Source organism: Corynebacterium sp. HMSC062A03 (assembly GCF_001811145.1).
Taxonomy (GTDB): domain Bacteria; phylum Actinomycetota; class Actinomycetes; order Mycobacteriales; family Mycobacteriaceae; genus Corynebacterium; species Corynebacterium aurimucosum.
Window position 1 is genome coordinate 35749 of sequence record NZ_KV803703.1, and the last position, 12544, is coordinate 48292.

Annotated in this window: 13 protein-coding genes, 1 tRNA gene and 1 pseudogene; 11 read left to right on the forward strand and 4 right to left on the reverse strand. The window is 60.0% G+C overall.

Annotation, left to right across the window (positions count from 1 at the left end; genetic code table 11):
* The first annotated feature begins 21 nt into the window (after positions 1 to 21).
* Entirely contained in the window at positions 22 to 750 is a 729-nt protein-coding gene (rph, locus tag HMPREF2781_RS10740) for a ribonuclease PH (RefSeq protein ID WP_070525301.1), read from the forward strand.
* Positions 744 to 1355 (forward strand): RdgB/HAM1 family non-canonical purine NTP pyrophosphatase, encoded by a 612-nt coding sequence (rdgB, locus tag HMPREF2781_RS10745; RefSeq protein ID WP_070645922.1) that lies wholly within the window; start codon positions 744 to 746, stop codon positions 1353 to 1355. The genes rph and rdgB overlap by 7 nt, the downstream gene beginning before the upstream one ends.
* Positions 1356 to 1463: 108 nt before the next feature.
* Here the strand turns inward: rdgB and HMPREF2781_RS10750 are convergent.
* A tRNA-Leu gene (locus tag HMPREF2781_RS10750) sits at positions 1464 to 1545 on the reverse strand.
* Between the two features lie 143 nt (positions 1546 to 1688).
* Here HMPREF2781_RS10750 and HMPREF2781_RS10755 point away from each other — a divergent pair.
* The 3 genes from HMPREF2781_RS10755 to HMPREF2781_RS10765 are packed head-to-tail and all read left to right on the forward strand — an operon-like array spanning position 1689 to position 3052.
* Complete coding sequence (locus HMPREF2781_RS10755; RefSeq protein ID WP_070645924.1) at positions 1689 to 2084, forward strand: hypothetical protein; 396 nt, start codon at positions 1689 to 1691, stop codon at positions 2082 to 2084.
* Positions 2084 to 2440, forward strand: coding sequence for a DUF3817 domain-containing protein (locus HMPREF2781_RS10760; protein WP_070443384.1), 357 nt, complete (start codon positions 2084 to 2086; stop codon positions 2438 to 2440). Before HMPREF2781_RS10755 ends, HMPREF2781_RS10760 begins: the two co-directional genes overlap by 1 nt.
* 6 nt (positions 2441 to 2446) lie before the next feature.
* Positions 2447 to 3052 carry a hypothetical protein gene (locus HMPREF2781_RS10765; RefSeq protein WP_070645925.1) on the forward strand — a complete coding sequence of 202 codons (606 nt, stop codon included), beginning with the start codon at positions 2447 to 2449 and terminating at the stop codon, positions 3050 to 3052.
* A gap of 60 nt (positions 3053 to 3112) precedes the next feature.
* Here the strand turns inward: HMPREF2781_RS10765 and HMPREF2781_RS10770 are convergent, their stop codons facing one another.
* Positions 3113 to 5035 (reverse strand): solute carrier family 23 protein, encoded by a 1923-nt coding sequence (locus HMPREF2781_RS10770; protein ID WP_070645927.1) that lies wholly within the window; start codon positions 5033 to 5035, stop codon positions 3113 to 3115.
* A gap of 355 nt (positions 5036 to 5390) precedes the next feature.
* Between HMPREF2781_RS10770 and pflB the strand changes: the two genes are divergently transcribed.
* The 5 genes from pflB (at position 5391) to HMPREF2781_RS10795 (ending at position 11220) form a co-directional block, all read left to right on the forward strand.
* A complete protein-coding gene (gene pflB / locus HMPREF2781_RS10775; protein ID WP_256364853.1) occupies positions 5391 to 7502 on the forward strand; it encodes a formate C-acetyltransferase in 2112 nt (703 codons plus the stop codon).
* 35 nt (positions 7503 to 7537) lie between these two features.
* Positions 7538 to 7789, forward strand: coding sequence for an autonomous glycyl radical cofactor GrcA2 (gene grcA2, locus HMPREF2781_RS12775; protein ID WP_039676708.1), 252 nt, complete (start codon positions 7538 to 7540; stop codon positions 7787 to 7789).
* The gene (gene pflA, locus HMPREF2781_RS10785) at positions 7790 to 8659 is read left to right on the forward strand and encodes a pyruvate formate-lyase-activating protein (RefSeq protein ID WP_070443392.1); all 870 of its coding nucleotides are present in this window, start codon (positions 7790 to 7792) and stop codon (positions 8657 to 8659) included.
* Positions 8660 to 8663: 4 nt separating this feature from the next.
* Positions 8664 to 9914, forward strand: coding sequence for an alpha/beta fold hydrolase (locus tag HMPREF2781_RS10790; RefSeq protein ID WP_070645929.1), 1251 nt, complete (start codon positions 8664 to 8666; stop codon positions 9912 to 9914).
* Positions 9915 to 10020: 106 nt separating this feature from the next.
* Positions 10021 to 11220 carry an SPFH domain-containing protein gene (locus tag HMPREF2781_RS10795; RefSeq protein ID WP_070645931.1) on the forward strand — a complete coding sequence of 400 codons (1200 nt, stop codon included), beginning with the start codon at positions 10021 to 10023 and terminating at the stop codon, positions 11218 to 11220.
* A 60-nt stretch (positions 11221 to 11280) separates the two neighbouring features.
* Here HMPREF2781_RS10795 and HMPREF2781_RS12330 read toward each other — a convergent pair.
* Together HMPREF2781_RS12330 and HMPREF2781_RS10805 are read right to left on the reverse strand one after the other, a co-directional pair.
* Positions 11281 to 11436: pseudogene (locus HMPREF2781_RS12330) on the reverse strand (ABC transporter permease subunit); the annotation flags it as partial.
* A gap of 127 nt (positions 11437 to 11563) precedes the next feature.
* The gene (locus HMPREF2781_RS10805; protein ID WP_070645935.1) at positions 11564 to 12331 is read right to left on the reverse strand and encodes an HNH endonuclease family protein; all 768 of its coding nucleotides are present in this window, start codon (positions 12329 to 12331) and stop codon (positions 11564 to 11566) included.
* A 37-nt stretch (positions 12332 to 12368) separates the two neighbouring features.
* Between HMPREF2781_RS10805 and HMPREF2781_RS12585 the strand changes: the two genes are divergently transcribed.
* Complete coding sequence (locus tag HMPREF2781_RS12585) at positions 12369 to 12539, forward strand: hypothetical protein (RefSeq protein WP_168163690.1); 171 nt, start codon at positions 12369 to 12371, stop codon at positions 12537 to 12539.
* The last annotated feature ends 5 nt before the right edge of the window (positions 12540 to 12544 follow it).

Below are 12544 nucleotides of genomic sequence, written 5' to 3' on the forward strand. Positions count from 1 at the left end.
ACGCGCGGTAGGGTAGGAGGCATGACTGATTTCACTCGTGCCGATGGTCGCGCGCTCGACCAACTCCGTAGCGTCCGCATTACCCGCAACTTCACCACCAATCCGGCTGGGTCGGTCTTGGTGGAGTTCGGCAACACCCGAGTTATGTGCACGGCTTCCGTGGAATTTGGGGTGCCGCGCTTTAAGAAGGATTCCGGCGAGGGCTGGTTGACAGCCGAGTACGCGATGTTGCCTTCGGCCACCCACGATCGCATGCCGCGCGAGTCGATGAAGGGCAAGGTCAAGGGCCGCACCCACGAGATTTCCCGCCTGGTGGGCCGCAGCCTGCGCGCCGCCGTGGACCTATCCGAGCTGGGGGAGAACACTATCCAGCTGGATTGCGACGTGCTGCAGGCCGACGGCGGTACCCGCACGGCGTCGATTACCGGCGCGTATGTGGCGCTGGCTGACGCGATTGCCTACCTCAAGGAGGAGGGTGTCGTCCCAGGCGAGCCGCTGTTGGATCCTATTGCCGCTGTTTCCGTCGGCATCATTGACGGTCACGTGTGCCTCGACCTGCCCTATGAAGAGGACTCCCGCGCGGAGGTTGATCTCAACGTGGTGATGCAGGAGGGCGGAGACTTCGTCGAGATTCAGGGCACCGGTGAGCACGGCTTGTTCGGCCGCGCGGAGCTCAACGACATGTTGGACGTGGCCCAGGCAGGTTGCGCCCAGCTTATCGACGCTCAAAAGGCGGCCCTCGGATGGTAAAGCTCCTCGTCGCTTCGAATAATGCCAAGAAGCTCAAGGAGCTGGAGAAGATTCTCGCTGATGCCGGCATCGCGGGCATCGAACTGCTCCCGCTGTCCGCAGTGGAAACCTACCCGGAGCCTGTGGAAGACGGCCGCACCTTTGCCGATAACGCGCTGATCAAGGCGCGCGCCGGGGTGCAGCACACCGGTTTGGCCACGATCGCGGATGATTCTGGCCTCGCGGTGGAAGAACTCAACGGCATGCCGGGTGTGCTCTCCGCTCGGTGGTCGGGCGGTCACGGAGACGATGAAGCGAATAACCAGCTGCTGCTAGGACAGATGTCCCATGTACCCGCTGAACGTCGCGCGGCTGCCTTCGTGTCGGTCTGCGCGTTGGTGACTCCGGATGGGCAGGAACACGTGGTGGAGGGCCGCTGGACTGGCTCCTTGCTCACCGCCCCACAGGGCGAAAATGGCTTTGGTTACGATCCCCTCTTCCAGCCCGAAGGCGAATCCCGCTCTGCCGCGGAGATGTCCCCGGAGGAGAAGAACGCTGTCTCGCACCGCGGCCGCGCGCTGGCGCAGCTGCGTGAACCCCTAGCGGCGCTTGCCGGCCAAGCCTAAGCATCCGCCGGGCCATGACCGCAAGCCCGGCATCCGCGAGCTGGGCTGGCTCGCCGAGCGCTGTGACGACAAGACCCCGCACGGAAACCGCGCGGGGGTCTGACTATGTGCGCCCGGTGAGACTTGAACTCACACGTCATAAGACACTAGAACCTAAATCTAGCGCGTCTGCCAATTCCGCCACGGGCGCGGGTTTAGTTGCTGCGGAGCACTCTTTGCTCCACGCAACGTTCACTAGCCTACAGGGCAGCAGCCCATAGACGGAAATCCACTTTTCCGGGCGTGGTGGGTAGGCTGTTGAGAGTGAGCACCAACCCAGCACCGAAAAAGCGGATGAAGGTTCGATGGTGGCACATCGTCCTCATCGTGATCTTTGTCGTGCTCTTTTTATTCCTTGCTTATTGGCAATGGACGCGGTTCCGCTCCGGTTCGGGAACCTTCCAGAACTTGGGATACGCCTTCCAATGGCCGCTGTTCGCGGTATTTGTTGTTTACGCTTACCGCACTGCCATACGCTACGAGAATGAGCGAATTGATGCCGAGAACGAAGCACTCGAGCGGGGAGAAGAGCCAGCCCAGTATGAGGCAGAGAGCGTGCGCGCGGCCAAGGAGCACACCGCGACTAAAATCGACGAAGATTTCCTACCGTCTCGCCCACAGATTGATGTGGACACCTTTAACGCTATGAACAAGCAGCGCCGCCGTCGCGGCACTGAAGAGGAGTATTAATGAGCAACTCAGTCAACAACGCTGTCCATCCTGACCGCCAGGCGCGTATCCGTGGCCCGCTGAAGTTCTTTTCCATTGCCGCCACTATCACCGGTATTTTTCTTCTCATTCTTGTTGCGCGCATGATTCTGCAATACGGCGTGGGGATGGAGATGCCATCCTGGGCCACGCTCATCGCCCAAGCACACGGCGTGGCCTACATGGTCTACCTCGTGTCCATCCTGGTCCTCGGTCCGCGTGCCATGTGGCCGGTAAGCAAGCTTTTCACCACGGCGCTCGCCGGCGTTGTGCCGTTCTTGTCCTTCTGGATGGAGCACAAGCGCCGCACTGAAGTTGTTGAGCAGTTCCAGCTGTAGGTAGGTATGACGAGCCGCAAACTGAGCACCACACTTATCGCGATTGTGGTGCTTCTTTCACTCGCTTGCGCTGGCTTGGGTGTGTATGCCGTACGCCAGCCGAACGAGATTTATAGCGCCCCAGTTCAGTCCACTAATACTCAGGTGGTCAACGCAGTCGAACGTCAAGAGCAAGTGGTCTTGCTCAGCCTGGGCATCCAGGGGCTGGCGGAGAAATCCTCTGTCGGCGAAGTATTTGGTGTACGCGTCCCGTGGACCGACCGCACCCAATTTGTGCAGTATTCCTACAAAGCCAAGCTCGGTATCGAAGGCAAGGACGTGCGCGTCACTGAGACCGGCGAGCATGCCTACACGGTCTATATCCCGGACTTCATTTTTATCGGGCATACCGATGAAGAGTTTAAGACCGCAGTGGAAGATAACGGCGTGCTCAGCTGGACCACCCAGCCACTCGACGCCGCCTCGACAGTGTCAGATGTCCTCAGCGCCGATAAGAAGCGCAAGGACATCAACGACAACCGCGAGCTCCTGCAGGACCAAGCCCGCAGCTTTTATGAAGGCATCATTCGCGGAGTAGACCCTGAGGCCCAGGTCACCATGGAGTTCAGCTAATCCTCACTCTGAGTGCCCTCTTTCGTGGAATGAACTACATCTACGTGGAATGAACTACGTTCATTCCACCTCCGTGAACTTGCGGTCCCAATAAGCCCGCACCGGGTTAGCGTCCGCAAGGAGGATATCGAAGCGGTCATTGGCAATCTCGATGATTTCGCTCAAGACCACGCGCTGTTCCAGCTCATCCGAGTTGGACAAGCGGCGCACGCCCGCATCGATGACGCGATCGGCCGAGTCATTGGTGTCTAGGTACGCCACAAATGGCATGTCGAAGCGTTCGCGGTAGGCCTGTGAGACGTCGATAAGCTGCTGTGTCTGAACGTCGTCGAGGTCATCCAGAGCCAAGGAACCGCGGTCAGCAGAGATAGTGGCGGCGGTGTCGGAATCGGCAAGCAGTAGCTCATCCATCGCGGGGTAGTCGTGGATCAGGGCACGGCGCTGCTCGCCGGGGGCAGTGAGGACCGTGACCTGGATTGCTTCGCGCAGCTGGCTGACATCCTGGAAGGGGCGCAGCTCCCAGGCAGCTTCGAGCGGCCAGGTTTCGTTGTTGAAGAGCGGGCGCAGCGCACTGACGAAGCTGTCGCGGTCCATGTCGTTGAGCTCCTTGAGCGAGACGCCGGCGCCGTCGAGACGGCTGACATCATCGCCAGACTGCGAGCCGACGTGGAAGAAGAGCAAGTTGAGCAAAATCGCCGTGATAGCGCCGATCGACATTCCGGAGGAGACGAAAATCTGCGCCCACTCCGGGAAGGCGGTGGCCACGTCCGGCTTGAAGGTAACGAGCATGGCCAGTCCCAGCGCGGTGGTAACGATGGCGGCGTTGCGGCCATCAGTAATGTCTTCCTTCGCAATGGTCTGCAGGCCCGCCCACGCAACGTTGGCAAACAATGCGAGGGAGGCGCCGCCGAGCACCGGGGAGGGAATAGCCGCCACAACAGCTGCGGCCTTAGGTAGCAGGCCCAGAATGATCATGAAGCCCGCTGCGGACACGGCTACCCAGCGGGATTTCACACCAGTCAGGCGAACCAAGCCGACGTTCTGCGCGAAGCAGGTGTAGGGGAAGGAGTTCATCACGCCACCAAGGGTGGTGGAGAGACCATCGGCGCGAATGGCGCGCACCACGTCATCGCGCTTGATGCGCTTCTTCACAATCTCACCGGTGGCGAAGACATCGCCGGTGGTTTCCACCATGGTGATGATCATGACGATGATGAGGGAAAGAATCGCCATGATGTCGAACTTCGGCATACCGAAGTAGAAAGGTGTTGTCATACCGATGGCATCGGCTTCACGCACGCCGTCAAAGGACGTATCGCCCAGTGCGAAGGCCACGCCAGTACCGATGACCAAACCAAGCAGCACAGACAGAGTACCCAGGAAGCCGCGGAAGAAACGCTGCACGATGATAATGATGGTGAGCGTGCCGAAACCATAGAGCAGATCGCGTGCGGCCGGAACCCCGTCCGCGTAATTGACAAAGTCATTTGCTGAGACCGCCAGCAGCGACGTTCCCATCACCAGAAGCACGGTGCCGGTGACAATTGGGGGGAAGTACTTGAGCACGCGTCCAAAGACCGGCGCAGCAAAGAAAGTAAAGATACCGGCAGCAATAATCGCGCCATAAATCGTCGGCAGCGGCTGGTCGCCAGCGCTCATGCCGATGGCAATGATCGGGCTTACCGCCGTGGTGGTCACACCCTGGATGATGGGAAGGCGGACACCGATGTGCTTGCCGACGCCCACCGCCTGGATCAACGTCGCCAGACCACAGGTCAACAGGTCTGCATTGATGAGGTGAATCGTGGTGGCCTCATCGAGGCCCAAGGAACCAGCGATAAGCAGTGGCACGATGACCGCGCCGGCATAGAAAGCGAGAACGTGCTGGAGTCCGAGTGCCGCCAGCTTGGGCGCCGGCGGGACCACATCAACGGGGTGGGTTGGGACAGTGGCAGGGCTAGCGGTAGCGGCGGTGTGAGACACGCAAAGAGCTCCTTGCTGAAGGGCGAGATGAGGATACTGCGCATAACAATAGAGTGCGGCGCGGACAGGCACCAAGAACTCGCCCGAAAGGTGTGGGAAAGGCCACGTCAGGGGGTGATTTACCCCCGCATCCAACCGTACGGCCGTTACCTATGAGAGAGCTGACCTGTGTGGTGCTAAAACCAGCCCGTTCGGTGGCGCGGGGCACGCATGTGCCGATGTGAGGTTATGCGTTTGTCCCCCTACTATGGGCTACAGAGAGGGGTTCGGTGACGATACGTGTTGACCGAATTGCCCGTGAGCCGAAGTCACCTACAACCCTTCTGCGACTAAGTGTTTACGCGTCGTGTGAACTATGAAGGGAGTCAATATAGTGACCACCGCAACGGAACAGTCTGTGCAGTTCGAGGCATGGAAGGGCTTTGAGCCCGGCCCGTGGACTGAGAACATTGACGTTCGTGATTTTATCCAGCGCAACTACACCCCTTATGACGGGGACTCTTCCTTCCTCGCTGGGCCCACCGAGAAGACGCAGCGCGTGTGGGAGCATTTGGAGAAGAACTATCTTTCCGTCGAGCGCCAGAAGCGCATCTTCGATGTGGATACCCACACCCCGAGCGATATCGATGCTTTCCCGGCTGGGTATATCTCCGAGGATGATGACGTCATCGTCGGTCTGCAGACGGATACTCCGCTCAAGCGCGCCATGATGCCCAATGGTGGATGGCGCATGGTCAAGCAGGCCATTAAGGAAGCCGGCAAGGAAACCGATCCGGAGATCGAGAAGATCTTCACGCGTTACCGCAAGACCCACAACGATGCGGTCTTCGATATCTATACCCCGCGCATCCGCGCAGCGCGTTCCTCCCACATCATCACCGGCCTGCCGGATGCTTATGGCCGCGGCCGCATCATCGGTGACTACCGCCGCGTGGCTCTCTATGGCGTGGACTACCTCATCGCCGAGAAGGAAGCATCCAAGAGCGCGGTGGGAGACCTCGGTTTCTCCGAGCACTGGGCCCGCTACCGTGAGGAGCACGCCGAGCAGATCAAGGCCCTGAAGAAGCTCAAGATCATGGCTGAGTCTTATGGCTTCGATATCTCGAAGCCGGCGAAGACTGCCCACGAAGCAGTGCAGTGGACTTACTTTGGCTACTTGGCCTCCATCAAGTCCCAAGACGGTGCAGCGATGTCCATCGGCCGCCTTTCCGCCTTCTTCGACTGCTACTTTGAGCGTGATTTCGCCGCAGGCATCCTCACTGAGGAAGATGCCCAAGAGATCATCGACCAGCTGGTTCTCAAACTGCGCATCGTGCGCTTCCTGCGTACCGAGGACTATGACCAGATCTTCTCCGGCGACCCGTACTGGGCAACCTGGACCGATGCTGGTTTCGGTACGGATGGCCGCCACCAGGTCACCAAGACCTCCTTCCGCCTGCTGCAGACCTTGATTAACCTGGGCCCATCACCGGAGCCGAACATCACCATCTTCTGGGATCCGCAGCTGCCGGCGGGCTACAAGGAATTCTGTGCCCATATCTCGATTGAGACCTCTTCCATCCAGTACGAGTCCGATAAGCAGATTCGTGAGCAGTGGGGCGATGACGCTGCGATTGCGTGCTGCGTGTCCCCGATGGCCGTCGGCAAGCAAATGCAGTTCTTCGGCGCCCGCGTGAACGCCGCCAAGGCCCTGCTCTACGCCATCAACGGCGGCCGCGACGAGGTCAGCGGCAAGCAGGTCGTGGATGGTTATGAGCCTATCCAGGGCGATGGCCCGCTCGACTTTGACGAGGTCTGGCAGAAGTACGAGGAGATGCTGGATTGGGTCGTCGGCACCTACGTTGAGGCCCTGAACATCATCCACTACTGCCACGACAAGTACGCGTACGAGTCCATTGAGATGGCGCTGCACGATTCCGATATCGTGCGCTCCATGGGCTGCGGTATCGCCGGCCTGTCCATCGTGGCTGACTCGCTGTCCGCCATTAAGTACGCCAAGGTCTACCCGGTGCGCGATGAGACCGGCCTCATCGTGGACTACAAGACGGAAGGTGACTTCCCCTTCTACGGCAACGATGATGACCGCGCCGATGATATCGCCGCCACCATCGTCCACACCGTCATGGCGAAGATTAAGGCCATCCCGATGTACCGCAACGCCATTCCGACCCAGTCGGTGCTGACCATTACTTCCAACGTGGTCTACGGCAAGGCAACTGGTTCCTTCCCGTCCGGCCACGAGGCAGGTACCCCGTTCGCCCCAGGCGCTAACCCGGAGAACGGCGCGGATAACCACGGCATGGTTGCCTCCATGCTGTCGGTGGGCAAGTTGGACTACAAGGATGCCCTCGATGGCATCTCACTGACCAACACCATCACCCCATCCGGATTGGGCCGCACCCCGGAGGAGCGCATCACCAACCTGGTGGGCGTCCTCGATGCCGGCTTCATCATGGATTCCGAATAGACCACTTCCACACCACTTCCCAAGGAGAACACATCATGGCAACCCCAACTTTTGACGAGCGCCTCGCCACCATGAAGGCCAACCGCACCGCCAACAACATGGACTCGGGCCTCTACCACGCCAACATCAACGTCCTGGACAAGTCCACCTTGGAGGACGCCGTTGAGCACCCGGAGAAGTACCCGAACCTCACGGTCCGTGTTTCCGGCTACGCGGTGAACTTTGTGAAGCTCACACGCGAGCAGCAGCTGGACGTTATCTCCCGCACCTTCCACCAGGGTTCCTAAATGGCAGATGGCATTACCGGCGTCGTGCGTCTTTCTCCTGAAGAAGGGGAGAAGGTGCGCGGCGCCGCCGCCGGTTTAGGAACGGACAATGACCTCGACGGTTTTACCCGCTCGGAGCTGATGCAGGCTCGCCGCTCCGGTGATGTCGCGCTCGTGCATTCTTGGGAGCTGGTTACGGCTGTTGATGGCCCCGGAACCCGCATGACCATGTTCATGTCGGGCTGCCCGTTGCGCTGCCAGTATTGCCACAACCCTGACACCATGGAGATGAAGGTTGGCACCTTGGAGCGCATCGAGGATGTGGTCAAGCGCGTCAAGCGCTATAAGCCCGTCTTCAAGGCTTCAGGAGGTGGTCTGACTTTGTCGGGTGGCGAGGCGCTGTTCCAAATCGCCTTCACCCGGCGCCTGCTCAAAGAGGTCCATGACGCCGGTATTCATACGACGATTGACACGTCGGGATACCTCGGCGCGCGCCTGCGCGATGAGGACATGGACAACATCGACCTGGTTCTCTTGGACGTCAAGTCTGGTGACGAAGAGACCTACAAGGAAGTCACTCGCCGCGAGTTGCAACCCACGATCGACTTCGGTGACCGTCTCAATGAGATGGGCAAGCCGGTGTGGATTCGCTTCGTGGTCGTCCCTGGCCTGACAGACTCCCCAGAAAACGTCGCCAACGTTGTCAAGATTGTCTCCCGCTGGAAGAGCAACGTCGAGCGCGTCGAGGTCCTGCCTTTCCACAACATGGGCGCGGACAAGTGGCGCGAGTTGGGCTATCCCTACACTCTCGAGGACACCAAGCCGCCGAAACCGGAAGATGTTGAATCTATCCGCGATGCGTTCCGCGAGGAGGGTTTCGTGGTCTACTAGAAGCATGAAACGCTTCGGCCACACCATCAAGGAACACACCATCACCGTCCCCTGGGACTATGACAATCCCGCCGCGGGGGAGTTCGAGCTCTACGCCCGGGAAATCATCCCGCCCGGCGGTGAGAATTACCCAGCGCTGCTCTATAACCAGGGCGGGCCGGGTTTTCCCGCGCCAAGGCCGACGGGTGCTTCCGGACTCATCGGGAAGGGTTTGGAGCGCTACCGCTGGATCCTCATGGACCAGCGCGGCACGGGTCGCAGCCACCGCATTGATGAGCTGAGTCCTGCCGAGGACCGCACCGCACAGCGCTTGGCCCAACTGCGCCAGGAAAACATCGTGCGCGATGCCGAACACCTGCGTGAGCACCTGGGGGAGGAGTCCTGGGATCTCTTTGGTCAGTCCTTCGGCGGCTTCATCATCACGGCCTATGCTTCGATGTTCCCGGAGTCTATCGGCCGAGCCTTCCTCACCGGTGGCCTTCCTACCCTGGCCAAGGGTGCAGATGATCTCTACCGCACGACTTTTGCCAAGCTCAAGGTGCGTCACGAGCGTTTCTATGCCCAGTTCCCGTGGGCTAAAGCGCGCGTCGAGGAAATCCTCCACCACCTAGACAACTCGGAGGAGCTACTTCCGACAGGGGAGCGCCTGTCTGCGCGCCGCTTCCGCACTATCGGAATTGAGTTGGGGCGCGGCACTGGCTTCGATTCTTTGGGCTACCTGCTGGAGGAACCTTTCCGCACCGTGGGTGGGGAGAAGCGCTTGCGTTCGGACTTCCTCAACGACGTCGGAAGCCGCGTGAGCTTCCAGGCTGGCCCGCTGTACGCGGCCATCCATGAATCTATCTACGGTGGCGTCGGCGGCCAGGCCGTCACCGGCTGGGCTGCGCACCGCATGCGTGAGGAGTTCCCCGAGTTCGCCGAGGATGGTACCTATCTCACTGGTGAGCACATCTTCCCCTGGCAGTTCGATGAGGATCCGGCGCTGCGCCCCTTCAAGCAGGCCGCCGAGGAGCTCGCCGCCCACGAGTGGGCAAGCTCTCCGTATGACGCCGCTGCGCTTGCCGCCGCACCCGTTACCGCCTCCGCCGCCATCTACTTGGACGATATCTTCGTGCCCTTCGAAGACTCCCTGGCTACAGGAGAGACCTACCGCGACTTGCGCCCAGTGGTGACCAACCGCTTCCAGCACAACGGTATTAGTGAGGACGGCGCGGGGATTTTGGGCGAGCTCTTCCGCGCGGCTGATGAGCGATAAGAGTGCTCCGAGAGCTCTCGGGGAATGTTCTTTCTCGAGATGTGGTGGTGGTCACCGTATGGCACACTGGTTAGGAAAACCTTAACCGAGCAGAAAGGATAAGCCTATGGCCGGTCTCATCGTCATTGGCGTGATTCTCCTCATTATTATTGCCACTGCCTTCGACGGTTTCTTCATCGTCCGGACGAAGGAGGCCGCCATCATTGAGCGGATGGGTAAGTTCGTGAGCGTTGCTCACGCGGGCTTGCACTTCAAGGTGCCTTATGTCGACCGCGTGCGCGCCAAGATTAGCCTGCAGATCCGTCAGCTCGATGTCATGGTGGAAACCAAGACCAAGGACAACGTCTTCGTCCAGATCCCCGTTGCCGTGCAGTACGAGGTAGTTCAGGGCAGCGAGCGTCAGGCTTTCTACACCTTGTCCAACCACGAGCAGCAGATCGTGGCCTATGTGCAGGACAACGTCCGTTCCTCCGTGGCGAACATGAACTTGGATGATTCTTTCTCTTCCAAGGACACCATCGCCCGCAACGTAGCGATGTCCCTGCGCGATAACATGGCCGCCTACGGCTGGAACTTCGTCAACACCCTCGTAACCGATATTCGCCCGGATGCCCGCGTGCGCGAGTCCATGAACTCTATTAACGCCGCACAGCGTGAGCGCGAGGCTGCCGTGGCGCAGGCAGAAGCTGAGAAGATCCGTGTGGTCAAGGAAGCCGAAGGTGCGGCCGAGGCCAAGAAGCTGCAGGGCCGCGGTGTGGCTGACCAGCGTAAGGAAATCGTCGAAGGTATTGCCCAGCAGTACGAGTTGCTGCGTGCTGCCGGTGTGCAGGAGAACCCCGAGACCCTCATGCTGGTCTCCCAGTACCTTGACGCCATGGTGGACGTGGCCGACCGCGCCCACACCAATGTGCTGTACATGCCGTCTAACCCGGGCGGCATGCAGGATCTCTTCGGCGGTATGCGCGATACGCTGCTGTCCACTAACGCTATTAACGAAGCCCCGAAGCCGAAGGTGCCGGCCGGCGAAGCAAAGCACAGCCGCGAGGATGCCGCCACGGAGCGTCGCCGTCGTGAGGAACAGGAGCGCCGCGAGCGGGATGAGCGTGCCCGCCGCGATGCTGAGATGATGGAGCAGGCGCAGCGCGCACAGCAACAAGCACAGGAGCACGTACAGAACGCACAGCAGGGCCAGGGCTTTGGTCAGTTCTCGGGTTTCCCGGCCCCGCCGCAGGGCAATAACCAGCCGCAGAGCGCGCGCGACTACTTTGATCAGTTGCGCAATCAGCTCAACAAGGGCAATAACTAAGCACATTCAAAACCACATGAAGAGGGCCTTTCCGCAGCTTGGGAAGGCTCTCTTTTCGTTGCCCTTCCACGCGAAGATGGTCAACATCATGATGGCGCCGGTGAAGATGTCGGGAACGGAGAAAGCAACGGAGGTCGCAACCGGAATGATGGAAGTGCGCAGGGCGTGCTTGCGAATGGCTTGGGAACGGGTCAGGCCCTTTGTCCGTGCAGTGCGCCCCGGAATTCCGATCGTGGAAAACTAAGCTCCAGCGTTAGGTGCGGATGAATATTATGCGCATAATTTCGGGGGTAGCCGGAACGCACCCGCAACGCTTAAAACACATTAAGGGGGATAGAAATACTCAGCAGGCGTGCAGCAGCCGACTGAGTGCATCCTTTTCTGCCTCCGTAACCCAGATTCCATAGGTCGCTTTTACCTCGACGATGCGGCGCGCATATTCACAGCGAAAACCTTTGTTAGGCGGCAGCCACGTGGCGGCATCACCAGCGCCTTTCTGCTGGTTGAGAGGACCGCCGACGGCAAGGAGGTTGCGTGGATCATTGGCAAAGTTGCGGCGCTTCTCCGGTGACCATTGCTGGGCGCCTTTCTGCCAGGCGTCGGCCAGCGCCACAACGTGATCGATCTGCACCGCGCGTGAGGTCTGCGCCCCGCGCTGAAACTCAATGTCCTGGCCCGAATAAGGGTCGTGCAAAACCCCGGACAGCGCCACACAGTCGTGGGTGCCTTCCTTGAGCACGAGGCTTTCCGGATCCAGATCCCTGCGGAGGATGTCGTTGCGGGTATCGCAGCCGTTGTGTCCGAAGTCCACCGTCACATCATCGGACCACGCTTGGCCGAATTCCTCACGCTCATAACCGGTCATGGGAGCGCGGCCTTTGACCTCCAAGGAATTCAAGGCGGCGAGTGTTTCGGCGATCTCCGGCGCGGGAGCGGCCTCTTCGGACTGTTCTTCTGTAGGTCCCTCCTGGACCGGCGCCGCTGCCGTTGTGGCGCTGGGCTGCTCGAATGGGGGATCGACTGGGGCGGGAAGGAAAAGGCCCACAGCCACCAGTGCGGCTATCGCGGCGTTAAGCAGTGCGGCGATGAAGAACGGGGTACGAGTGGACATGACGTAGTGATCCTAGTGGGTAGAATCGGCACACGGTATGAGTATCGATATGTTCTTTGACGAGTACCTTGCTGAACGCGGCTTGCAGCGCTCAGCCGAGGTTGTCCCAGACCACGCCTGCCAGGTCTTTTCTGATATTCCTGAGTCGAAGACCCAGTCTTCCCTCGATGAGGCCGCGCAGCTTGTCGCTCGCGCTTTGGGGGAGTAGTGACG

Coding starts and splice junctions, on each gene's coding strand:
- HMPREF2781_RS10795 (WP_070645931.1), top strand. CDS start 10,021: ATGGCCGGTCTCATCGTCATTGGCGTGATTCTCCTCATTATTATTGCC.
- HMPREF2781_RS10805 (WP_070645935.1), bottom strand. CDS start 12,331: ATGTCCACTCGTACCCCGTTCTTCATCGCCGCACTGCTTAACGCCGCG.
- pflA (WP_070443392.1), top strand. CDS start 7,790: ATGGCAGATGGCATTACCGGCGTCGTGCGTCTTTCTCCTGAAGAAGGG.
- grcA2 (WP_039676708.1), top strand. CDS start 7,538: ATGGCAACCCCAACTTTTGACGAGCGCCTCGCCACCATGAAGGCCAAC.
- HMPREF2781_RS10765 (WP_070645925.1), top strand. CDS start 2,447: ATGACGAGCCGCAAACTGAGCACCACACTTATCGCGATTGTGGTGCTT.
- rdgB (WP_070645922.1), top strand. CDS start 744: ATGGTAAAGCTCCTCGTCGCTTCGAATAATGCCAAGAAGCTCAAGGAG.
- HMPREF2781_RS10760 (WP_070443384.1), top strand. CDS start 2,084: ATGAGCAACTCAGTCAACAACGCTGTCCATCCTGACCGCCAGGCGCGT.
- HMPREF2781_RS12585 (WP_168163690.1), top strand. CDS start 12,369: ATGAGTATCGATATGTTCTTTGACGAGTACCTTGCTGAACGCGGCTTG.
- HMPREF2781_RS10755 (WP_070645924.1), top strand. CDS start 1,689: ATGAAGGTTCGATGGTGGCACATCGTCCTCATCGTGATCTTTGTCGTG.
- HMPREF2781_RS10790 (WP_070645929.1), top strand. CDS start 8,664: ATGAAACGCTTCGGCCACACCATCAAGGAACACACCATCACCGTCCCC.
- pflB (WP_256364853.1), top strand. CDS start 5,391: ATGAAGGGAGTCAATATAGTGACCACCGCAACGGAACAGTCTGTGCAG.
- rph (WP_070525301.1), top strand. CDS start 22: ATGACTGATTTCACTCGTGCCGATGGTCGCGCGCTCGACCAACTCCGT.